This is a genomic window from Arenibacter troitsensis (assembly GCF_900177645.1).
Taxonomy (GTDB): Bacteria; Bacteroidota; Bacteroidia; order Flavobacteriales; family Flavobacteriaceae; genus Arenibacter; species Arenibacter troitsensis.
Window position 1 is genome coordinate 131,314 of sequence record NZ_FXAO01000008.1, and the last position, 24,342, is coordinate 155,655.

A 24,342-nucleotide genomic window follows, 5' to 3' on the forward strand; every position below is an offset into this window, starting at 1 on the left:
TTTTATCGGCAATCTCAACTAATATAATTCCAAATATTTTTGTATTTCACCAGTTGCGTATAGGCATGAAGTATAACCGGATGCTTTTGCAAGCTAATATCTTCCCTCAAAATTTTAAGGGCATGGTACCGGGCTGTCTTAAGAATATCGTTATCCTTTACGATATCGGCTATTTTTAGATTAAGAACTCCGCTTTGTTGGGTACCCATTAAATCCCCCGGGCCACGTAGCTTTAAATCCACTTCGGCAATTTGAAATCCGTCATTGGTGCCTACCATAGTTTCCAATCTGGTTTTTGAATCCGAGGATAATTTGTGTCCCGTCATAAGAATACAAAAACTTTGATCGGCCCCGCGACCAACCCTTCCCCTTAGTTGGTGAAGTTGGGACAACCCAAAACGTTCGGCGCTCTCTATGATCATTACCGAGGCGTTGGGAACATTTACGCCTACCTCTATTACCGTTGTGGCCACCATGATCTGTGTTTCACCCTTAACAAATCGTTCCATTTCATAATCCTTGTCAGCAGGTTTCATTTTACCATGTACAATGGAAATCTGATAATCGGGCATAGGAAAATCCCTTGCTATACTCTCATAACCATCCATAAGGTCTTTATAGTCCAAAGCCTCGGATTCCTGAATTAAGGGATAAACCACATAGACCTGTCGCCCCTTTTTAATTTCGTCCCTTATAAACTGAAATACCTTTAAGCGGTTGGAATCGTACCTGTGGACCGTTTTTATGGGTTTTCTTCCCGGGGGAAGCTCATCTATGGTAGAAATGTCCAAATCGCCGTATAAACTCATTGCCAAGGTTCTGGGAATAGGGGTAGCGGTCATCACCAAAATATGGGGCGGAACATCATTCTTGTGCCATAACTTGGCGCGTTGTGCCACACCAAATCTGTGCTGTTCATCCACAATAGCAAGCCCAAGATTTTTGTATTCCACCTTATCCTCCAGCAAGGCATGGGTCCCAATTAATATATGGAGCTCCCCATTTTCCAACTGTTCATGGATTATCTTCCGTGCCGTTTTTTTAACAGACCCAGTAAGTAGGGCTATGTTAACGCCTATATCTCCAAGTAGCTCCTTTATGCCCATAAAGTGTTGGTTGGCCAGTATTTCCGTTGGGGCCATTAGGCAGGCTTGGTAACCGTTGTCTATAGCAAGGAGCATGGTCATAAGTGCCACAATGGTTTTCCCAGACCCAACATCGCCCTGTAATAATCTGTTCATTTGGGCATTACTGCCCAGATCGGACCTAATTTCCTTAATGACCCTTTTCTGGGCATTGGTCAGTTCAAATGGCAAATGATGCTCATAAAAGGTTTTGAAAAGGGTTCCGACCTTCTCAAAATTAAATCCCTTTATTTTCTGTTTGTGCATTAAATTTTTGGAAATCAACTGTATTTGGATATAAAATAATTCTTCAAACTTCAGCCGAAATTGCGCCTTGGCCAATAATTCCTGATTCTTTGGAAAGTGGATATTAAAAAGTGCCTCTCCTTTAGAAATAAGGCTTAATTCATTAATAAGGCCAGGGGATAGGGTTTCCTTAAACCGGCCCTTGGTCTCCAAAAATAATTGTTGAATAAGTTTGTTGGTCACCCTATTGGTTATCCCCTTATTGGCCAATTTTTCGGTGGAAGGATAAACGGGTTGCATGTATATTTTTAAGCCCTTTTCATGGTCTTCCCACAATTCCATTTCTGGGTGTGGCATCGAGAAAGAGCCATTGAACCAATTGACCTTTCCGAAAATAACATAAGGAATGTTCAACTTCAGATTTTCCCTGATCCATTTTTGCCCCCGAAACCAGACGAGTTCCATTTCTCCGGTATCATCTATAAATTTGGCTACCAATCGTTTTCCCCTTTTTTGTTCAACGGTTTTAATGTTGACAATCTTTCCAACAATTTGAACCTCGGAACTGGTTCGTTGCAGTTGCCCAATTTTATAATATTGTGTTTTATCTATATAACGATTGGGAAAAAGATTTATAAGATCCTGATAGGTGTGTATTCCAAGCTCCGATTGTAAGGTCTCAGCACGGTTGGGACCAACGCCTTTCAGGTAGACAATAGGCGTTTGTAGTACATTGGAATTCATTGGGATATACTTAATTATAAGAAGTCCTATCAACTTTTATTGCAAAGTAAGAAAAGACGACCGGATTTAACGACCCTAAATTTGATCAGACTAAAATAGCAGTTCCCTCAAACAACTGCAAGTATGGGTTTATATTATATGTTTTTAAAAGAAAAGGTAAACCATCCATACTTCAATCTCGTTTTTTCCTGAAGCCAAATACTATTACTAGGAATCCGACAAAAAGTAATGAAGTACTCCACCACCAAAAAGTGTTGTTGGTCTCGTCATAGGAATCAAGGGCTCCATAATAGGCAAAAGCATTCCAATAATAGGGCGATTTTTTAGAATTAGGTACATTTTCATCCCGTAGATAAGACAGCTTTGCTGCATGATTCGATGCAAATACGGATGCTGTAGTTGATAGGGATTTGTAAAATCGCGACATTAGTGAGGCTGTGCTCTGGTCGTTTACTTTCCAAAGCGAAAAAAGTACAGAGGAAGCACCTGCATACTGAAAACCACGGGCTACACTGATGGCTCCTTCCCCTTTTTGGAGTTTACCTATTCCGGTTTCACAGGCGCTCAAAACGATAGTCTTGTCACTCATATCCAAACTGTGAAGTTCTGGTAGATATAGCAGATCATCATAAAATTGTACAAAGGCAGGAATTATAAAGTCACCACTACCGGCGTGGGTGGACAAATGAATTAGGTCATGGTTTTTCGTTTTCTTTATAAAATTGCTTTTGGTGGCCTGGGACTCCATAACCAATTCTGTCGACATTGTGCCCCCGAGTGCTTTTGCTTCTTTTTCGGAATACGATAATTCCTCGGGACTTCCTCTAAAAATGGGGAAAATTCCTAAAACCGATTTTATTTTACCTGTCGATCTTGAAGTTAGATAATGTTGGGCATTTACCGCATATGCTACTTTTTCCGATACGGCCAAAAAGGGCATTTTGGAAAATATTGTTCCTTCTGCGGGTTCGGTCAAAAGTGATTCAAAAGGAAGAAAGTTAAGTAGTCCATCCGGTATCAACACTAGGCGGTTATTATTCAGGGCGTACCGCAATTGTAGCAACTCAAATAACTCATGGGCAGATTTAGTAAAGTTGGGAACATTATTATTTATGCCTTCGGGACTATCAAATAGATCTACGAATTTTGAAATATAAGGGGACAATTCTTCAATATCAGGGAGTCGGTACATTCTTATTCCTGAATTATCTATTGTAAAATGATAATTAGTTTTTTCACCCAAAAAATAAGATTGAAGTACCGCTTCATCAGATTTCAACTTTTGTTGCAATTCAACTAAATTTAGTTCCGTCCGAAGCATTTTAGGTAAATTGGAGCGCACCTTCTTAATTTGCCTGTCAATATCTGCCAATTCGGAAATGAAAGTGTCCAATATATTGTCATCCAAGTTTTTGAATTGCGCCCGTAATAATTGATCGGTAATCTTATCACGTTTGCTTTGGAGGTTTACCAATGTACTGGCTTTTTCATTCTGCTGCCCATTAAGCACCATTTTTTCCATCAATACCGAAGCCTTTCCTTGTTCTGCATAGGCAAAGGCCTTTTCGGCCCAATCTGTATCAGTGCTGTCAGAATAGTGCTTCCAGATTAGGTTTAAACATTTTTCCGTGCGATGCTTTATATCCCCTTGGTGTATAATTTTGGTTTCCTGGGAGCTATAGTCCTGTTGAATTAAATTGGCCACATAAAATGCCAGATCATATGCCCGCAAGGCATCCTTTACTGTTTCAGTTGTAGCCGCATAGATATCAAAAATGCGCAGAAAATTACGCTCCGGATATAAAATGGTTTCATCGGGAAGGACCTGACCAGAATGGGAGGGAAGCATTACGGATAAAGCCTTGTGCAAGGTGTTTTGGGCTTCAAGGGTATAACCCAATTCCAATAATAATTCTGACTCTTCCACCAATAAGTTTACCCAGTCCCTTGCGGATACGTTTTCTTTATTCGATAGTGTTGACTTGGCCATTTCAAAATATTCCATGGCTTCTTCAGCTTTAGCCTCCTTGAGCGCTATATAGGCAAGACTTTTATAGGTGTTAACAAGATCGATCCCTGCCAATACTTGTATTTCAGAAAGCAGTTGTTTTGCCTTTTCAAAATCACCGGCCCTAAAATACGAGGTAGCTAGATTGTTCTTTAAGGCTGCAGCGATACCAGGAGGAATGCCTTTCTTTTTTAAGGTTTCATTGATCAATAAATATGACCTTTCGTATCTAGATGTGGAATTGTATAGGGCAGAAAGCGAGAGTACAGTGTTGTACATCAAGGAATTATTTGCAGTGTTTTTGGCATGGGAAGCGCACTGAATCAACAATTCTTCAGCCTTTAAATAGTCGCCTTGGCGGATATAAATAGCAGCTAAAGGCACTGCTACATTTTCATAAATATTGTAATCCGATAATTGGTTGGATTTGAAACGATGATAGGCATCTTCATAGTTGTCGATACTTTTGGAAAGGTCCCCATATCTTTCGAAATAATATCCAAGATTAGCTCTGGCTATAACCAAGGCAAGCTGTTGATTGGAAGATTTGACAGTTAAGTTGAATTTATCGCAATAACCTTCAAGTCTTTGGAGATTTTTAATCGTTGGCTTTGCCACAAGATGGTCCAATTCCTTGTAAAGTTCATCCGCAGAAAGTTGGGCCGAACTCCAGAAGGAAAGTGCCCAAACCATATAGACGAATATTTTTCTAAGGTTTTTCAATTAGAAACGCCATAGGGCATAGAGTTGCCAGTAGTTGAAATCTGTTATATTGTTCATAACATATCGTGCACCTAAACTTGGTCCCAATCGGGAAAATCCTGCTGTAAAATCCAGCAATATACCCGTTCTCCAATTGGTAAAGGATTCCCTCTCGGAACTGGCATCGGTCTTGCTATCCATTAAAAACTGATCCGAATCACCTTCGTAATATTCAACGGTAACATTGTTATGGGTCGTATTGCTCACATTAATATTAGTTTGCACACCTGCACCAATACCAAGGTAATTATTAATATTATATCGAAGTAAAACAGGTACCTCCCAATTCACACTTTTTTGTTCGATAGCGGTAATGGTACGCTGTAACTGTATGCTTCCATTTCTTGGGTCGTCAACTATTTGGTCCATACTTGTGGTACTTGTACTGGCATTAAAACTATTACTGAATTCGGCCTGTCCATAGAAACGGTAAGGTTTGTATGGCGAAACTACGGCACTTAGAAAATAGCTCTGTGCATTTTCTACCTTGGGATAATAATTATATCCTGCTTTGATCCCGATAGAAATACCTGGTGTAAAACGGGTAGTTGCATAATTGGTTATAATAGGTTCATTTTTATCAAAAATTATCGCAGTCCGACTCTTTGTTTTCTGCTTATGAAAGTCTTGTGCAAAACGGATGCTGTATTTTACAAATCCTTTGGTAGAATCTTTTTCCTGTACATTTTTCTGTTCCGTTCCAGGGAGATAAATATTTTTAAAGGTGAAAATAGCCTTGTTCTTCAGAAAAGTGGTATCCAAACAACTGTAACGCACAGGTTCTTTAGGACAAATAGGGCAGGCCGGATATTGGTCCTCCAATTTCAAGGTAGACATATCCAACATGTCTGGAATATCCGTTTCCAATCGGATGGTCCTTGCCGGCCCATCCCCATTATTTTGAAATTTGATTTTGTATTTCAAGGTCTTAAAGCGTACCAAACGGTAGTTCATCAATACCCCGTTCGATGACATTTTATTGGGATCATGTGAGGTCACGATTTCCATTTCCATATCTTTCACAGTGTGGTCACCATAATTATTATCTGGCACATAAATACCTCTAACGGAAATAATGGCACTGGTATCCTTGATCATTTCCGGAGCGGTACGCATGGTCAAAAATAAGTTTCTTTCTTCGCCTGGCTGCATATTCTCGAATGAAATGGATTTTTGAGAGCGGTATAGCTGTTTGGCTTCTTCCATACTTAGTGGAAGGTTGGTTTTCTTTGTAGAATCCTGTGGCTGGACGCTATAAGAAACCAGTTCATTTTCTATTGAAGTCAAAAAGGTATTTGTAGGATTATGGTCCTTATTGTAGACCATTACATCCGTAGGAATCAAAGTTTCACCATGGTGCAATCTAATTTCCGGTTCTAAGAAATTATCGTTCTTAAAAGCCATTTCATTATAAAACAAATGGATATTCCCTGAAGAGGAGTAGTTGTTAGTGTTCTTATAGCTTACAATCATGACCATTTCTTCATCTATCATTGGTTCACGATTGCGTTTCAACATAAAATCGTCGGTCATGGTAGCCAGATCGTCTACCGTCTTTGTAATTTCGTTAATGACCACTTTTTTGGGTCTGGTAGCCGGTGGTTTCCCTGTGTCGTAATTGTTGGTTGCCCAGAGTTTTGCCTCATAGCTACCTGTTTTTTTATAGGTATGTTTCGGGTTCTTTTCGGTACTATAAGTGCCATCCCCAAACTCCCAATAATAGCTATAAAAAGCCTTTGGTGCCCCTGCTATTTGTTGTAATGGTGGGGTATCGGAGAGAAAGGATACCTCATTGCCATTGGCATCATAGCCAATATTGGCGTAGCGCACTACAGTGTCTTTGGCAACCGGTTCTTGGGCGTGGATAATCGATCCGTAAAATAATAGGAAAAGTAATGTGAGTTGTTTTTGCATTGGAGCGAAATTGGATTTAACATTTAAAACTCCCATCTACCTAACGTTTTCTATAACTCTTTGGTATATGTTAAAATTCTTTTGTGGAATTAAGCAATTATAGAATGGTGACCGTATTTCGGCCACCATTCTTGAAATATAATTTAAAACTAAATCAACAAATATTGTACACCTTACTTTTAAGGCAAATTGTTGATCAGGGTCTTAAGTTGTGAATCCGATGTAGTTGCCGTTTCCGTTAAATTAAAGGTAATTGTACCGTTGTCCACAATGGTTACGGCTTTTATGGCATATAACCAGTTTCCGTTATCCTCACTAACAAAGATGACATGAGCTTCCAATCCGATAGGTATTTGACCATAGTGCTCCGTAAACAATTCTAGATCTTCATCATATTTATCCAAAAAGGCCAGGGCATTTGGCTCTCCATCATAGGAGATATAAACAGCACTATTTTCATCATTAAAACCTTCTGGCACATCAACCAACAGTCCTGTTTTTGGTCTAGGGTCACTTGCAAAACGATCAACATTGGTCCATCCAAATTCTTGAAAAAAGGTATAATAGGCGTCTCCCTGTGTTATGCCTTTACCGATTTCAATACCAGGCATATTTCCTTCATCATCACGAATTTCATCCCAAATTATATCGTCACATCCCACGGTACTATCGCAATCTTCTCCTATGGTTCCTTTCCACAAGGACATTGCGTTATCGGCACCCCCCGTTAAATCAACAGGAATTATTACCTGCATATTACAACCTAAATTCAATTGTTCGCCTCCTTGGGTGGCATTGACATAAAATTCTCCGCCGGAAATCAATATTGCTTTCCCTCCGTCGTCCATTCTGCCCATTGTTGTTTTATTGGTCAACAACATATTGCCCCTGTCATAAAGTTCCACGATCTCAACAGCTACCTGTCCGGTAACGGCATTTCCGTTTTTTGTTAAACAATTACCATTAATGCTTATTTGGGTCCCGTTTTCGGTCGTAAAAACTCCCGTTTCTGAGGCGTCGAATTGAAAATTTTGGGTCAATTCTGCCAAGGCATCCGCTTTCAGGCCAGCAAATGCCTGAGGTGTGGCCGCTTGAAACGGAATTCCCTGTTCGTCTGTTTGATCGTCTTCTTCCCTTGAACAACTGGTCAATGTTATAACCGCTATTGCTATCATTCCGAATAATTTTCTAGTATTTTTCATAATTGATTATTTTAAGATATGTTTATTTAATGATTTACATCCTTATATCAAGAGGGCTTCAGTATTGTTACCCCTGATTTCTAATTTTTTTTTGAAAACTGTTTTATAATGGGTTTATTTAAAGATTATATCAATATAGGGGACACCAAAGTCGATGGCCGGTCCACCGTTTTGATGAAATTTTGAACCTGTAATCGTCATTATACCATATGTATAGGGAAAGCTCATGGTGTTTGTCGTAGCCAATCGTCCAATAGTATTCCCAATATTGTTCCCCCAATTGGTTTGAATTCGTTTTATAGTGTAGGAGGTTCCTGCTACTAGGTTAATGGTAGCAGAAGGAGTGGCATAAGAAGTTCCGGTAGACGAGAAAATATGGGAACCCGTGTAAATGGTATTTGTTGTAGTGTTGTCCACTATTTCTATAACATATGGTGTATTGGCTATACCGGGTTGACTTTGGTACCCAATTTCGCATACTTCTTGGGTTGCACTTAGCATAAAAGTATATTCGTGTATTTCAGTGTCGTAAGTTACATTGTCCGAATGACCGGCAATGATCGTATTTTGATAGAGTGTTTGAAAGTCGGAAGTGGAATTATCACAAAACACTGTGGGATCACCGTCATCTGGAGTACAGGACACAGTTCCAAGAACTAATATTAGCATCAATTTTTTCATAATAGATTATTTTAAAATTTATATTATTTATTGTTTTATAATTCTATATCAACAGCCCTTTGTTTTTGTTACCCTATCTATAGAACTAATTTTGTTTTTCTGTGTATTGCACATAAACAAGGGATGAGTTAGAGGATATCATCCTTTCATTTTACCATGTTCCAGTTATGGCAAACCGTTTATCATGGCTATCAATTGGCTCTCGGTGGTCGTGCTCAAGTCGCTTTCTTCGATAACTATGGTGCCATCTGCAATTATTGTAACGGGGTTTATAGCATATACCCAATTTCCGTTGTCTTCACTAACGAAGATGACATGACACTCTAGACCAATTGGAATAATACCGGTATGCTCAGAAAATAATCCGGTCTCAGAGTCGTAAGCGTCCAAGTTGGCAAGTGATCCTGCCTCCCCATTATAGGACAGGTACAGCGCACAATTCCCATTGTCAAAACCTTCAGGTACCGCTGCCCATAACTTGGTCTTGGGTCTAGGGTCGCTCCAAAAACGGTCAACGTTGGTCCAACCGAAATTATTAAAGAAGGCTACATATAATGATTGCCCTGCAGCACCCTGACCAATGTCTATACCCGCTCCTTGACCATCACGCTTTTGCTCTACCCAAGTAACGTCGTCGCATCCGGTTTCTATGGCACAATCCATGCCTATAAGCCCGTCCCATAAAGTCATTCCAGTATCATCACCTCCGGTAAGTGCCGTTGGTACGAGAACTTGCATGGGGCAAATAAGTTGTAACGGCTGTCCATTTTGGGTAGCTTCAATAAAGAATTCCCCTCCTGTAACCAAAAGTTCCTTGCCTCCGGTTGGAGAAAGACCCATAGTAGTTTTATTGGTGGCCAGCATAGTACCTCTGTCAAAAAGTTCTATTACCTCTACATCTACCATACCCGTAACGGCATTGCCATTATTGGCTAAACAGCTTCCGTTGATAGTGATCTCAACACCCTTTTCGGTCGTAAAAGTTCCGGAACCATCAACATCTATTTGAAATGTCTGTGTTAGATTTTCTATGGCCGTAGCTTTAAGATCTGTAAAAGCTTGGGGAGAAGCCCGTTCAATTGTTACGTCAATATCGTTATCTCCATTATCATCTTTATGGCAACTTGTCATCAATGCAGCTGTCATTAAAAAAAGTCCTAAAATTTGTTTTGAATTTTTCATGATTATTATTTTTCGTTAAGGATGAATTTTTTGATTGTTCACCCTTATATCAATGTGCTTTGTATTTTGTTACCCCATTGGATGAAAATATTTTCATTTTATTAGGTTCTAATGAAGGATGCGAGGCGTTATTTGATGATACCAAGGATCCTTCATTATTAATTATTAGCTAATTTCCTAGGACAACATCAGCCAACACCTTTAAGGAGCCAGAAAAAGAATAGCTGGGGTTATGGAAGCTTTATGTAGCTGATATTTTGTTTTACAAGAAAGGAACCCAGAGTTTTCTTATTTTAGGCAAAATTTTCAGTTCATGGCAGGATCCAGTACCCATCCCGATCAGAAGTACATAGAGGGTTTATTGATGAATAGTCCGTTGGTGATCAAAAGCATCTACGACAGGTTTGTACCAAAGGTGGTGGGGTATATCACTAAAAATAGTGGTAATGAGGATGCCGCAAAAGATGTTGTCCAGGAGGTCTTGGTTGCAATTTACAAACAAGCCAAACATAAAGGATTAAAGTTGACCTGTCCGTTCGATGCCTATTTTTTCCTGCTTTGTAAACGGCGATGGTTGAACGAAATCAAAAAAAGTTCTTTAAAGGAGGTAACAATAAACGAAGAGGTTGTATCTATTAATGACGATGCGCTGCAACTAGCGGATGAATTTGATATTGAACAACAAAAGAAGTTGGTGTTCGATCTCATGTTTCAAAAACTAGGAGACGCCTGCAAAGACCTATTAAAAGCAACTTTCGAAATAAAATCTATGGAGGAGGTAGCTCAAAAACTTGGGGTAACCTATGCCTATGCCCGAAAAAAGAAATCCTTGTGCATAGGAGAGTTGACGCGAATGGTACAGGAATCGCCGGAATATAAAAACCTAAAAGCCTAAAATCATGAACGAATTGGATTTGGAACTATACGAAGCATATCTAGACAACACCCTTGATTCGGAAGCTAAAAAAGCCTTCGAGGCGCGTTTGTTGGATGATACCTCTTTTAAGGAATCTTTTGAAGCTTACAAGGAAACTTCCGTTTTCCTGTCTGAAAAGTACTCCGACCAAGAAGACCTAAACGCCTTCGAAAATAATCTCAAAAACCTTAGCGAGGAGCATTTTACCAAAAAAACGTCCTCGGGCTACAAGACTGAAATTTGGAAGTACGCAGCCGCAATTGTCATGTTGATCACTATTGGAGGGTTTTTTCTTATGGATAATGATCAGCCGCAGTATACTGATTTTGCAACCTATCCAACTATTTCATTGGTTCAGAGAGGTAGTGGCGACCCAATGGCTAAAAAAGCAGAGAACGCCTTCAACAACAAGTCATTTGAAGAGGCTACGGCTTATTTAAATGAGCTATTGGGTAATGACCCCAACAATCAGGAATTGTTGTTGTATAGAGGAATAGCCCAAACTGAAACCGGGAACTATCAGAACGCCTACAAAGATTTGGACGAAGTGGCCTCTGGCAGCTCGGTTTATAAAAATGAGGCCTTATGGCAAAAAGCTTTGGGACTTCTAAAACAAAAGAATTACAATAAATGTAAGCTTGTTTTGGTTGAAATTCCACCATCGGCCGATGAGTATAATAAGGCCCAAACCCTGCTCAAAAAATTATAGACCTAAGGCCATAATTAATTTAAAAAGGCAATACCAAGGCATTATATTTGAAGTATGAAGCATTCCCTTTTTGTTTTTCTTTTTCTGATAAGCTTTGTGCATTCTGCCCAGCAACAGGACAAGGTAGATTTTATTCATGGAAAAGTGGATATAAAAATAGATCCCAAGATTGAAACCATCACGGGATCCGTGGCGTACAAATTTAAGGTACTACAAAAAGTGGATACCGTTTTTCTGGATGCCCAAAATTTAAAATTAATCCAGGTCACACTCAACAATAAAAAAGTCAAGGCTACCAACAACGGCAAGAAAATAGTGGTCCATAGACGTTTTAAGGCCAATAAAACCTATACTTTGGAGGTCACCTATGCTGCCCTTCCCAAACAGACCGTATATTTTTTAGGTTGGAAGGATGACGTACTTGGCAACGAGCAGATCTGGACCCAAGGTCAAGGAAAATATACCAGTCACTGGCTTCCCAGTTTTGATGATATGACCGAAAAAGTGGAGTATGATCTGGATATCAGTTTTGATAGGACATATGAAGTCATAGCCAATGGTACCCTGGTTACAACCAAAGAGTTGGACGGATTGAAAAAATGGAGTTTTAATATGGACAGTCCAATGAGCAGCTATTTGTTGGCTTTTGCCATTGGGGATTATCGTAAGAAAGATGTTGAATCCAGTACCGGGGTTCCCATTAGCCTCTATTTCTACCCCAGTGATAGCTCATTGGTGGAACCTACTTATAGATATACTACTGCTATTTTCAACTTTTTGGAAAAGGAGATAGGAGTGCCCTACCCGTGGCAGAATTATAAGCAGGTACCTGTTAGGGATTTTTTATACGCAGGCATGGAAAATACGGGAACCACAATTTTTTCGGATTCCTTTGTTATGGATTCCGTTGCTTTTAAGGATCGAAATTATGTTAATGTAAACGCCCATGAAATGGCACACCAGTGGTTTGGTGATTTGGTTACCGAGGTGGATGGCAGTAGCCACTGGCTCCACGAAGGTTTTGCTACCTATTATGCCTTGTTGGCAGAGAGAGCGCTTTTTGGTAATGAATATTATTATTGGAAATTATACGAATCGGCAATGCAGTTACAGGAAATGACCCAAGAGGATAGGGGAGAGGCCCTAATGGATCCCAAAGCCAGTAGCCTTACTTTTTATGAAAAGGGAGCATGGGCATTGCATATGTTAAGGGAACAATTGGGGGAGGAATATTTTAGACAGGGAATCCAACACTATTTAACAACGTACGGATATAGAAATGCAACCGTGGATGACTTTATTAAGGTTATGGAGTTGGTCAGTGATACCAATTTGGATGCGTTCCGGAAGCGATGGTTGGAGGATAAGGATTTTCCTTTTGGGGAGGCTAAAACAAGCTTGATTCGTGAATCAGAGGATTTGAGGAATTTCTTGGGGCTGCAAAAGGAATTAATGACAAGTAGTACAGACAATGAATCCATAATAAAAAGGTATTGGGAAAACACAAAATCCGACCAATTAAAATCCCAAATTATCAAGACCTATTATAAATCAATATCCGACGATTTTATAAGTGAGGCACTAAGGAGCAATAACGTTAGGGTCCGTCAAGCCATAGCTCTTGCAGTAGGACAGTTCCCCTTGGACCTAAAATCTGAATTTGAATCCCTTTTGGAAGATGAAAGTTATATTACCCAAGAGGCGATACTGTACAAGCTATGGATAAATTACCCTAGCGACAGGGCCAATTATCTGAACAAGACCAAAGGCATCATAGGCTTTTCCAGTAAGAACATTCGCCTATTATGGCTCTCCTTGGCCTTACTGACCAAGGAGTACGAATCCAATAATACCAACGAGTATTATCAGGAATTGAGTCAATACACCTCTCCACTATATTCAACTGAAGTTCGGCAGGGGGCATTTCAATTTCTGGATCAATTGATAGGTTTGTCAGACAACAATTTGTTGGACCTTGTAAATGCAAGCCAGCATCATTCATGGCAGTTTCGAAAATATGCCCGTTCATTATTGGACCAACTTTTGGAAAAAAAGGAATATAGGGATAGAATAGATAGACTGAGCGTAAAATTTAATAAGGAGGAATTGCGTTATATTAGCAACAAACTGATTTTAGAATGAGAGCAATGGTAATTTCTGGTGGTGGTAGCAAAGGCGCATTTGCCGGAGGCGTGGCCCAATATCTGATGCAGGAATTGAACCATAATTACGATTTGTTTTTAGGTACTTCTACCGGCAGTCTTTTGATTTCCCATCTCGCATTGCAAAAAATTGAAAAGATCAGAGAGGTATATACTTCGGTGAATCAAGATGATATTTTTAGCAATTGCCCCTTTGTGATTAAAAAGAAATATGGCATAGAGACTATCGGGGTCCATCATATCAATGTGATGAAAAATTTTTTCAGGGGCAGCAAGACTTTTGGGGAAAGTCATAATTTACTTCGATTGATCAAAAATACCATTTCCATTAAGGAATTTGAGCATTTAAAAAATGGTCCCTTGGATATTGTGGTAACCGTTTCCAACTTATCGTTAAACCAAGTAGAGTATAAATCCATTAAGGATTGCACCTACGAGGAATTTTGTGAATGGATATGGGTTTCCTGTAATTATACCCCTTTTATGACATTGGTTAAGAAAAATGGATGCGAATATGCCGATGGGGGATTGGGCAGTATGGTTCCGATTGAAGAGGCCATTAGGAGAGGAGCCAAGGTAGTGGATGCCATAATTTTGCAAACAGAGGTTACCCAATTGAATAGAATGCCCTCCAAGAATGTATTTTCATTACTTACCAGTATGTTTGCCTTTATGTTGGATAGAATAGAACAACAAAATATAAGGATAGGCAAGTTTGTGGCCAACCATAACAATGCAATTATCAATTTCTATTATACGCCCACTGTCCTCACCACTAACTCCCTAATATTTGAAAAGGAAAAAATGACGGTTTGGTGGGAAAGTGGATTTAATTTTGCCAAGCATAAAAACGCTGAAACCAACCTTATAGAGACTGGGATTTTATGAAAGCACTTGTTATTAGTGGAGGAGGAAGTAAAGGAGCTTTTGCCGGTGGAGTGGCCCAATACCTCATGGAAGTTGAAAAACGGGAATACGACATTTTGGTAGGTACCTCCACGGGCAGTCTCTTAATTCCACAATTGGCCTTAAACCAAATAGACAAACTACATAATATTTATACCAACGTTAGCCAACGTTCCATTTTTAGCCTTAATCCATTTGTAGTACGGAAAAAGGGTGATAGGGAATATGTCTCCATAAACTTTCTAAATACCTTTCTACAATTTGTGAAGAGCAAGCGAACTTTTGGGGAAAGTAAGGCTTTGAGACGTACAATTAGAAAGAATTTTAGTGAAGCCGAATTCAGGAGGTTAAAAAAAGGAAAAAAAGATATAGTGGTAACAGTTTCCAACCTTTCCAAAAACCGGATCGAGTATAAATCCATTATGGATTTTTCTTATGATGAATTCTGTGATTGGATCTGGATCTCTTGCAACTATATTCCTTTTATGTCCTTGGTAAAAAAAGACGGATTCGAATATGGGGACGGTGGCCTAGGATGCGTTGTTCCCATTAGGGAGGCCATTAGACGCGGAGCCACGGAAATTGATGCCATTATCCTGGAGTCCGAAAATATGGAACACAACAAGGTTTTGGGCAAAAACCCATTTTCACTTATGCTGAGTATTTATGGTTTTGTTTTGGACCAGATTGAATACCACGACATTTCAGAAGGGGTATTGGCAGCAAAACATAATGGGGTGCAATTAAATTTATATTACACCCCTACTAAATTAACCGAAAACTCCTTGGTTTTCAATAAGAAACTTATGTCCCTATGGTGGCAACAAGGATATAAGTACGCCGAGGATAAATTTTCTAGCGTGGATCAGTAACATTTAGTTACCAAAGCTCTCCAATTTCCTTCTTAACAAAGGACAAAGCTGTTGCCGAAGGAGAACTTTTTTCCATGGTTTCATTTAGAATATCCTCACGGAGTTTGTCGGCCGAATCCGATTCGCTCATACCCGCCTTCCTGATCATTTGGATGGTAGCACTTTTTGCTGCCTTAATTATATTCCAACATTCATCCGTCATGTAGATTTGTTGGGATAGATTATGCTCAAACTCATTTTCAATACTTTTGATCAGCAAATTTTCATAATCGTTTTTGTTGCTATTTTTTGGTCCTACCCTTACCACCAGACTGGGAATTGCAATTCGCTCTAGAAAAAGGGCCATTCTTTCGTATGCTTGTAATCGAATGGGCAATGTATTTTTTTGACTGTCTTTGTGCAGTAGGTAGCGTCTTCTTCCTTCTTCGTTTCTGGTATGTAATCTAAAAAAATAAAAGGCGACCACTCCGGTTACTACAGCGGGTAGCAAATAGGCAAATAGTTGAAAAATTTCATCTCCACTCATTTTGTATTGGTATTTTTTGGTTTGTTGATTAATTAACGGCTTATTCCCTCAAAAATTATGGTGGGTTTCAATTTTTTACCTGTCCACACCATAATCTAGGTTCATCTAACCATGTCCAAAAAAAAAGCGCCATAAAGCGCTTTTTAAAATTTGTAGACTATTTTGTCTGTTTTGTTTTAGAGTAAATTAAAATAACTACCCATAGGGAGTTTAAATTAATATACCATAAAACCTACAGATGGTAGCAAGTATTAAAACGTCTTATTTCATAGACTCTTTTACCAGTTTGAAGAATTCGTAAAATCTTGGCTGTACAATAATTTCAGTGGCAGTTTCTATGCTGTAAAGTCCTAATTCCGATTTCCCGGTGGCTACAATACGCTTAGGCTCTATTTGATATTTGCTTTCCAAGATCCGGGCTATGGCAGCAGCTTGTTGCGTACCGATCTCCCAATTATTCAATTTGTTGTCTTTGGATTCTACCAAATTGCTATTGCTAACAATTTGAATGTCCATTGTTGGGTTGGCCTTTAAAATACTTCCAATCTTGGCAATAATGGCCTCTGCCTTGTCCTGCACTTTGAAATTCTTGGAATTCTCCCCAAATATATAACTATTGTCCATCACGACGGCTACGGCACCATTACTAACAGTTATCTTGGGATCACTGCCCAATGTTTGTTTAAATTGGGTAAAAACAGCTAGGGTAATAGAGTCGTGGCTGCTTAAAGCATCATTGATAACCCTTAATTGCGCTTCCTTTTGAACAAGGCTTTCCAGGGTACTATTTATGTGGTCCGATCTCTTATTGGAGGCTTCCGTAAAGCTGTTCAAATTTTTTAATAGATTGGAATTGGTTTCCTTAAGCTCATTCACCTGCGCTTCGTAAGATTCTACTTTTGCCGAAGCAATTCTTTCTTCGCGTTTGGATTCCGACAGGGCCGTTTCCGCCTCCCTAAGCTTGGACCTTAGTCCATCTACTTCCAAGATAAGATCTTTTTTGCTTTGCGCCTGTGAAATGGATATGCACATTAATAAAATTAGAATGGTAAAAATTCTTTTCATCTGTTATTATTTATTTGTTTTTAATGGTCGGATGCAATGCCTTATTAATCATTTCCCTCCCCAAAATATTGGGAAGTACGCAAGTTGTTAATGGGCATTTCATAGATAAAATTTATTTATTTGAATATTCGGGTAATTCTATTTGGTTGCCTTACTGCAAGGATATGCCATTTGAATTTGCGTACAAAATTAATATTATATTTGATTAAGGGCCAATCTTATTTTTCATATACTCTTTGCCTCCCAAATAGGGGCATTTATAAAGATCCTGTATTCCAGAAAAAGCTACCACGGCCTTATTATATCCATATGTAGAGGATAATGACCTGTTCAAATCATTGTCATCCACATTTACCTGAATATCATCCATAGTAAACTGACAGGGATGTTCATATCCGGCAGCATGTGTTATTTCCAAGAATTCCTTCCTAAAGGTTTTGAAATATTGTGATAATCTATCAGATTTCAGAGGAACATTTATTCCCCCCTGTAACCATTTACTTTGGGTAGCAATTCCGGTCGGACACCGGTTGGTGTGGCACACCTGAGCCTGGATACAACCAATGCTCATCATGGCTTCCCTAGCGACATTTATACAATCTACGCCCATGGCAAATGCCATGGCTGCTTTTGCAGGGAACCCCAATTTCCCACTTCCAATGAACACTATTCTATCTGTTAGATCATAGTTTTTAAACAATTTATAAAGACTGGAAAATCCGTATACCCAAGGCAAGGATACATGGTCGGCAAAACTTGGAGGGGCAGCTCCCGTTCCTCCTTCACCACCATCTACAGTAATAAAATCGGGTCCCTTTCCAGTTTCTATCATCAATTTAGCCAATTCCTCCCACTGATCCAATTTACCAATGGCTCCTTTTATGCCGACGGGCAGGCCTGTTTGTTCCGCAATATCTTCAATTAACTGCATTAGTTCCGGTACGGAACTAAAAGCGGAATGGGTAGCTGGGGACAATACATCCTTGCCCATTGCAACGCCTCTAATTTCACTAATTTCAAGGGTAATCTTTGCAGCTGGCAATACCCCTCCCTTACCTGGTTTTGCACCCTGTGAAATTTTAATTTCAATAGCCTTGATGCTAGGATTGTCCAAAACCAGTTGCTTCATTTTTTCCATGGAAAAATTTCCATCTTCAGTTCGTACCCCAAAGTATCCTGTTCCAAAGTGAAATATAACATCCCCACCTTGTTTATGATAAGGGGAAAGTCCACCTTCCCCTGTATTTTGATAAGCTCCCGATTTTTTTACACCATTGTTCATGGCATCTACTGCCGCAGCGGATAGAGACCCAAAACTCATGGCCGAGACATTGATTACAGATGCAGGCCTATAGGGCTTTTTACGTTTGTTATACGATCCAATGACTTTGGCACAGGGCAAAAAACAGGGGTCGCTTATGTTAGGGTGACCTCCGGGAAGCTTATAGGCCATCATCCGGTTCTTGACAAAAATATGTTGATGTGCATAAATGTCCCTGTCCGTTCCAAAGCCTTCATAATTGTTTTCCTTCTTCGCCGAGGCATAGATCCAACCTCTTTCTATACGGTTAAATGGGAGTTCTTCCCTATTGTTGGCAACAAAATATTGTCTCATTTCAGGTCCAATACTTTCTAGCCAATACCTTAAATGGCCTACTATAGGGAAGTTATGTGAAATGGTGTGATTCTTCTGTACAAAGACATCCCTTATAGCCACCAAGGCTAAAAACACTATTGCCCATGCCCACCAAGGTAGGTTGGCTAGGGCGTTTAACATTGAATCCATTTTCTAAAATATTATTTTAATGATGATATGAACGATATAAGAAATAGTGGAATACCAAGTAAGGCTTGATACCAAAGTTATAGTTGTCCCAATAATATATTAAGAATATTCATAAATTAATCAAAGACTTTATTGGTTTAGAAAGTCCAAACTCATTTCCGTAAGCGCCTTTACCCCAAGAATCATTCCATTTTCATCTATGCTGAAGTCGGGCGTATGATGTGGAAAAGAAGCCGTGCTTCCAGGAGTCATGCCGCCTAAAAAGAAAAAGAATCCAGGTACCTCGTTTTGAAAATAAGAGAAATCCTCACCCCCTGTAACCGCTTTTTGTATTTGCACATTATCCTTGCCAGCGACCCTTTTTAAGGTAGGCAACATTTGTATCACCAAGTCGGGATTGTTAAAAGTGATGTCCGTATTACTTTTTATCTCAATAGTGGCCGTACCGCCATATGCCTTGGCAATGTCGGGTACCATTTCTTTCATTCTCTCGGTAACCTGTTTTTGCATGTCGTAGTCCAAGGTTCTTATGGTTCCGATCATTTCGGCAGTTTCGGGGATTATATTGAAACGTACACCACTTGTAATCTTGCCCACACTGATTACAGCTGCTTCGTTGGTAAGGTCAACTTCCCTACTAATAATCGTTTGAAGGCCATCTATAATCTTGGCACTGATAAGAATGGGATCAATGCCCTTCCATGGCTGTGAGCCATGGGTCTGTTGTCCCTCTACCTGAATAACGAATCGTTGCACTGCCGCCATAAGTCCTTCCGATTTATATCTTATCACCCCAACTGGAGTAGCGGAATTGATATGAAGTCCAAAAATAGCATCCACATCCGGATTTTTAAGAACCCCTTCCTTGACCATTAATAGTGCTCCACCTTCTTCCCCAGGCGGAGGACCTTCTTCGGCGGGTTGAAATATAAACTTGATGGTTCCTTTAATCTTATCCCTATTTTTGGACAGGATTTCCGCAACACCCATAAGAATAGCGGTATGGGTATCATGGCCACAGGCGTGCATAACACCTACCTCTTGACCTAGAAATTCTGAGGTAACAGTGGATTTAAACGGAAGATTGTTTCTTTCGGTGACGGGTAAGGCATCAATATCTGCCCTTAAAGCGATTACCTTTCCATTTTTATTGCCTTTAAGGATCCCAACCACCCCCGTCTTGGCTACTCCGGTTTGTACCTCCAGCCCCAAGGATTTTAAATGGACCGCTATTTTTTCGGCAGTATTGAACTCCCTATTGGATAGTTCCGGATTTTGGTGAAAATCCCTCCTCCAATCGATTACCTTCGGTTCAATAGCCTTATATTCCTTTTCAAAATTGTATTTCTGGGCCGTGGAGTTCAAAAACCATAAAAGCATTGGTAGAATCAAATATAACTTCATACAAATAAATGGGATTTAAAATTTTTGATGCCTAAGATTGAATTGCCTTAAACACTGAACATAGTTTTAATAATTTTACAGTAGGTAACATTATAAAAAAAGTTACTTCCCATAAAACTGGATTTAAAGGATAAATATATTCAAATTAGAACTATTAACTCGGTTGGATTATCACAAATATTAAAGTTGATTTTTTGATAAGGCTATTTATGGTTAAATTCACCGATCGTAACGAGCTTAATATCTACATGCGTTTTGGAGAACTATATTAATGAATTAAATGAAGCCCAGAAGGCTCCCGTTTTGCATAAGGACGGGCCTTTAATGGTGATTGCAGGTGCCGGTTCCGGTAAGACAAGGGTATTGACATACCGTATTGCTTATTTAATGAGCCAAGGCGTGGATTCCTTTAATATTTTGGCACTGACCTTTACCAATAAGGCAGCTAGGGAAATGAAAAAGCGTATATCCGATATTGTTGGAACCTCGGAAGCCAAGAACCTCTGGATGGGTACCTTTCATTCCGTTTTTGCAAAGCTATTAAGGTTCGATGGGGACAAACTGGGCTATCCTTCCAATTTTACCATTTACGATACTCAAGATTCCCAACGCCTTTTGTCCGCTATTATTAAGGAAATGGGCTTGGATAAGGATATTTATAAATACAAGCAGGTACAAAATAGAATATCTTCCTATAAGAACAGCCTTATTACTGTTAAGGCATATTACAATAATCCGGATTTGGTAGAGGCAGATGCTATGGCCAAGCGTCCTAGGATGGGAGAAATTTATCAGAACTATGTGGATCGCTGCTTTAAGGCGGGTGCTATGGATTTTGATGATCTACTTTTACGGACCAATGAACTACTAACAAGATTCCCTGAAGTTCTCGCCAAATACCAGGATAGGTTTAGGTACATTCTGGTAGATGAGTACCAGGATACCAACCATTCACAGTATTTGATCGTTAAGGCGCTATCGGACAGGTTCCAGAATATTTGTGTGGTAGGGGATGATGCCCAGAGTATTTATTCCTTTAGGGGGGCAAACATTAGCAATATTTTAAATTTTCAAAAAGACTATGACAATGTGGGAATGTACCGATTGGAACAGAACTACAGGTCTACTAAAAATATTGTGAATGCCGCCAATTCCATAATTTCCAAAAATACCAATCAATTGGAAAAGGTAGTGTGGACCTCCAATGACGAGGGTCCATTGATAAAGGTACACCGAAGCCCCACGGATGCGGAGGAGGGTAGATTTGTGGCAGGATCCATTTTTGAAAATAAAATGCAGAATCAATTGCCAAATGGCAATTTTGCCGTTTTGTACAGGACCAACTCACAATCCAGGGCCATTGAGGATGCCCTTAGAAAGCGGGATATACCTTATAGAATTTATGGTGGACTCTCCTTTTATCAACGAAAGGAAATTAAGGACGTACTGTCCTATTTGAGATTGGTTATCAATCCAAAGGATGAAGAGGCACTTAAACGTATTATCAATTTCCCGGCGCGTGGCATTGGTCAGAGCACATTGGATAAACTTACCGTGGCCGCAAATCACTATAATCGCTCAATTTTTGAGGTTATGGAGAACCTTGAAAGGATAGATTTAAAAATCAATTCTGGTACAAAAAGAAAATTGGGAGACTTTGTGGCCATGATCAAGAGCTTCCAGATCATGAACGAAAGTGCCGATGCCTTTACCTTGGCGGAACATGTTGCCAAAAAATCCGGGGTCTTATTGGAATTTAAGAAAGACGGGACTCCAGAGGGAATTGGCAAGATGGAGAATATTGAGGAGCTGCTGAACGGTATTAAGGATTTTGTGGAAGGACAAAAGGAATTGGCCGATACCAAGGGCGACATTGGGGAGTTTTTGGAGGATGTGGCACTGGCAACCGATCTAGATAAGGATACCGGAGATGATGACCGAGTGGCCCTAATGACCATTCACTTGGCAAAAGGGTTGGAATTTCCTCACGTATACATTGTAGGGATGGAAGAAGATCTTTTCCCCTCAGCCATGAGTATGAATACCAGGAGTGAACTGGAGGAGGAAAGACGCCTATTTTATGTAGCCCTGACCAGGGCGGAAAAACAGGCCTATTTAACCTACACACAAAATAGATATCGCTGGGGCAAATTGGTAGATGCCGAACCTAGTAGATTTATAGAAGAAATTGATGAAAAATATATTGAAAACCTGACACCTGTTCAGAGATCCAGATACACTCCCTTAATTGATGTTGATATTTTTGGCGATGTTGACAAAAGTAGATTGAGACAGAACAAACCCATACAAGGCACACCACCCAGCGGTGTTAAGCCCAATGAAAATCAGTTGCGAAAACTCCGTAAATTAAAACCCGAACTCAGTACTCCCGTTGGAAACACCAATGCGGTAGACCCCAATTTATCTGAAGGATCCTTGGTAAACCATACTAGATTTGGAAGGGGGCAAGTGCTGAAAATTGAAGGGGTAGGAAATGATAGGAAAGCTGAAATAAAATTTGATAAGGGAGACATTAAAAAGCTTTTGCTAAGGTTTGCCAAATTGGAAGTTCTCTGATTCCGAAGGGCGCCATGTGTACACCTAGTATTCTAGGATAGGTTATAAATGTTCTTGGATAAAAGCCTTTAATTTAATGGAAGTATCCAAAAGGTCCAACCCAACCCAGCCGTGACCTCCATTGGGGTACAGGTTAAATTGATGTTACACATTTAGTTCCACTAATTTATCTTTTAGGCTTATTCCTAGGGTATTTGGAACTAGTGGATCCTGCGCTACATAAAACAATATAGTTGCCGGAGAAGTTGATTTTACTTGGTATAACGGACTCACCTCTTCCAAAACCCCTGTTTCATTTCCAAATTGATCTAAAAGGGTCCTCAGAACTTGATTGGGAGTATTTATATATGCCTCGTCCAAAAGGTTGGTAGGCCCCACAATACTGCAGACCATATTCACTTGTTTTTTAGTGTCGTGAGCGTAGCTCCACAACAATGAAAGGTGTGCCCCGGCACTGGAACCAATAAATCCGATCTCCTTGGAAATTTGAAATTCCTGCGCTCTATCGTATAATTCCTGTACCAATTGGCCTATGTCATTGATTTGCATGGGGTAGGGCGGATTGTTTTCATCTGCCAATCTATAATTCATGTTTACCACAGCTACCTCCGGTAATTGTTCCCTGATAAAATCTTTAAAGGCATTCATTTCCGATTTATCACCGGCATTCCATCCGCCTCCATGTACCAAAATCAAAACTTTAGTTTTACTAGTCCTGTTTTTTGGAAGATAAATGTCATATTTTTGATGGCTATGGGAACCGTATTCCAAGTCGATAATATTCTTGGCCTCCAATGTGCCCGTACTGGTTTCAATACGATCTTCTGTACAGGAATTACAAGTAACAAAGAGAAATCCAAGAAGTAGGATAAACTGAAACTTATACATAAAACATTATTTATTATATTGATAACGTTTATTTTGAACCAATAATATGGCTGAATTTATTAAAATATATCCTGAAAATCCTAATCCTAAGGAAATTAAGAGAGTTGTGGATGTTCTGCGTAAAGGAGGGCTGATTATTTATCCTACAGATACCGTCTATGGCTTGGGTTGTGATATTACCAACACCAAAGCTTTGGAGAAAATAGCGCGGATAAAAGGGGTAAAATTGGCCAAAGCCAATTGGTCCTTTATATGTGCCGATCTCAGTAACCTTTCGGATTACGTAAGACAAATAGACACCTCGACCTTTAAAATACTAAAGCGTGCCCTACCAGGCCCCTATACCTTTATACTTCCCGGGAACAACAATCTTCCCAAAGAATTTAAAAAGAAAAAAACGGTAGGTATCCGTATTCCTGATAATTCCATTGCCAGGACCTTGGTAGAAGCTCTAGGGAATCCTATCGTTTCCACCTCCATTCGCGATGAGGATGAGCTTTTGGAATATACTACCGATCCGGAATTGATCTATGAAAAATGGAGAAATCTTGTAGATATAGTTATTGATGGGGGTTATGGGGACAACATGGCATCAACGGTAATAGATCTTTCTGAAGATGAACCCATTGTGGTCAGGGAAGGAAAGGGGAGTTTGGATATCTTTTAAG

Annotated in this window: 18 protein-coding genes; 7 read left to right on the forward strand and 11 right to left on the reverse strand. The window is 39.6% G+C overall.

Going from position 1 to position 24,342, the window contains the following annotated elements; translation table 11 throughout:
- Window positions 1–14: 14 nt before the first annotated feature.
- The 6 genes from recG to B9Y87_RS17620 all read right to left on the reverse strand — a co-directional run bounded on the left by recG (window position 15) and on the right by B9Y87_RS17620 (window position 9,863).
- The gene (gene recG / locus B9Y87_RS17595; RefSeq protein WP_085500285.1) at window positions 15–2,114 is read right to left on the reverse strand and encodes an ATP-dependent DNA helicase RecG; all 2,100 of its coding nucleotides are present in this window, start codon (window positions 2,112–2,114) and stop codon (window positions 15–17) included.
- Between the two features lie 172 nt (window positions 2,115–2,286).
- On the reverse strand, window positions 2,287–4,815 hold the full coding sequence (locus B9Y87_RS17600) for a CHAT domain-containing protein (RefSeq protein WP_085500286.1): 2,529 nt from the start codon (window positions 4,813–4,815) through the stop codon (window positions 2,287–2,289).
- Window positions 4,816–4,845: 30 nt separating this feature from the next.
- Entirely contained in the window at window positions 4,846–6,798 is a 1,953-nt protein-coding gene (locus B9Y87_RS17605; protein WP_085500353.1) for a PKD domain-containing protein, read from the reverse strand.
- 179 nt (window positions 6,799–6,977) lie between these two features.
- Window positions 6,978–8,000, reverse strand: coding sequence for a hypothetical protein (locus B9Y87_RS17610; protein ID WP_085500287.1), 1,023 nt, complete (start codon window positions 7,998–8,000; stop codon window positions 6,978–6,980).
- Window positions 8,001–8,114: 114 nt separating this feature from the next.
- Window positions 8,115–8,681: a hypothetical protein gene (locus tag B9Y87_RS17615; RefSeq protein WP_085500288.1), complete on the reverse strand. Its 567-nt coding sequence runs from the start codon at window positions 8,679–8,681 to the stop codon at window positions 8,115–8,117.
- Window positions 8,682–8,846: 165 nt separating this feature from the next.
- The gene (locus B9Y87_RS17620) at window positions 8,847–9,863 is read right to left on the reverse strand and encodes a hypothetical protein (RefSeq protein WP_085500289.1); all 1,017 of its coding nucleotides are present in this window, start codon (window positions 9,861–9,863) and stop codon (window positions 8,847–8,849) included.
- Between the two features lie 313 nt (window positions 9,864–10,176).
- Between B9Y87_RS17620 and B9Y87_RS17625 the strand changes: the two genes are divergently transcribed.
- From B9Y87_RS17625 to B9Y87_RS17645, 5 genes are read left to right on the forward strand one after another with little or no spacing between them, the layout of a single operon-like run.
- On the forward strand, window positions 10,177–10,758 hold the full coding sequence (locus B9Y87_RS17625) for an RNA polymerase sigma factor (protein ID WP_085500290.1): 582 nt from the start codon (window positions 10,177–10,179) through the stop codon (window positions 10,756–10,758).
- 4 nt (window positions 10,759–10,762) lie between these two features.
- The gene (locus B9Y87_RS17630) at window positions 10,763–11,488 is read left to right on the forward strand and encodes a hypothetical protein (RefSeq protein WP_085500291.1); all 726 of its coding nucleotides are present in this window, start codon (window positions 10,763–10,765) and stop codon (window positions 11,486–11,488) included.
- A gap of 54 nt (window positions 11,489–11,542) precedes the next feature.
- Window positions 11,543–13,630 (forward strand): M1 family metallopeptidase, encoded by a 2,088-nt coding sequence (locus B9Y87_RS17635; RefSeq protein WP_085500292.1) that lies wholly within the window; start codon window positions 11,543–11,545, stop codon window positions 13,628–13,630.
- Complete coding sequence (locus B9Y87_RS17640; protein WP_085500293.1) at window positions 13,627–14,538, forward strand: patatin-like phospholipase family protein; 912 nt, start codon at window positions 13,627–13,629, stop codon at window positions 14,536–14,538. Before B9Y87_RS17635 ends, B9Y87_RS17640 begins: the two co-directional genes overlap by 4 nt.
- Window positions 14,535–15,428 (forward strand): patatin-like phospholipase family protein, encoded by an 894-nt coding sequence (locus B9Y87_RS17645; RefSeq protein ID WP_085500294.1) that lies wholly within the window; start codon window positions 14,535–14,537, stop codon window positions 15,426–15,428. Before B9Y87_RS17640 ends, B9Y87_RS17645 begins: the two co-directional genes overlap by 4 nt.
- Window positions 15,429–15,435: 7 nt before the next feature.
- On the opposite strand, the gene B9Y87_RS17650 is transcribed toward B9Y87_RS17645, so the two are convergent.
- The 4 genes from B9Y87_RS17650 to B9Y87_RS17670 all read right to left on the reverse strand — a co-directional run bounded on the left by B9Y87_RS17650 (window position 15,436) and on the right by B9Y87_RS17670 (window position 20,209).
- A complete protein-coding gene (locus tag B9Y87_RS17650) occupies window positions 15,436–15,954 on the reverse strand; it encodes a DUF7935 family protein (RefSeq protein ID WP_072860966.1) in 519 nt (172 codons plus the stop codon).
- A gap of 261 nt (window positions 15,955–16,215) precedes the next feature.
- The gene (locus B9Y87_RS17655) at window positions 16,216–17,019 is read right to left on the reverse strand and encodes an OmpA family protein (RefSeq protein WP_085500295.1); all 804 of its coding nucleotides are present in this window, start codon (window positions 17,017–17,019) and stop codon (window positions 16,216–16,218) included.
- A gap of 205 nt (window positions 17,020–17,224) precedes the next feature.
- Window positions 17,225–18,805: an FMN-binding glutamate synthase family protein gene (locus B9Y87_RS17665; RefSeq protein ID WP_085500297.1), complete on the reverse strand. Its 1,581-nt coding sequence runs from the start codon at window positions 18,803–18,805 to the stop codon at window positions 17,225–17,227.
- A 129-nt stretch (window positions 18,806–18,934) separates the two neighbouring features.
- Window positions 18,935–20,209 (reverse strand): amidohydrolase, encoded by a 1,275-nt coding sequence (locus B9Y87_RS17670; RefSeq protein WP_085500298.1) that lies wholly within the window; start codon window positions 20,207–20,209, stop codon window positions 18,935–18,937.
- A gap of 255 nt (window positions 20,210–20,464) precedes the next feature.
- Between B9Y87_RS17670 and B9Y87_RS17675 the strand changes: the two genes are divergently transcribed.
- Window positions 20,465–22,786, forward strand: a complete 2,322-nt coding sequence (locus tag B9Y87_RS17675; protein ID WP_085500299.1) for an ATP-dependent helicase — start codon at window positions 20,465–20,467, stop codon at window positions 22,784–22,786.
- 144 nt (window positions 22,787–22,930) lie between these two features.
- On the opposite strand, the gene B9Y87_RS17680 is transcribed toward B9Y87_RS17675, so the two are convergent.
- Complete coding sequence (locus tag B9Y87_RS17680) at window positions 22,931–23,674, reverse strand: alpha/beta hydrolase (RefSeq protein WP_245808738.1); 744 nt, start codon at window positions 23,672–23,674, stop codon at window positions 22,931–22,933.
- A 46-nt stretch (window positions 23,675–23,720) separates the two neighbouring features.
- Between B9Y87_RS17680 and B9Y87_RS17685 the strand changes: the two genes are divergently transcribed.
- Window positions 23,721–24,341, forward strand: a complete 621-nt coding sequence (locus B9Y87_RS17685; RefSeq protein ID WP_085500300.1) for an L-threonylcarbamoyladenylate synthase — start codon at window positions 23,721–23,723, stop codon at window positions 24,339–24,341.
- The last annotated feature ends 1 nt before the right edge of the window (window position 24,342 follow it).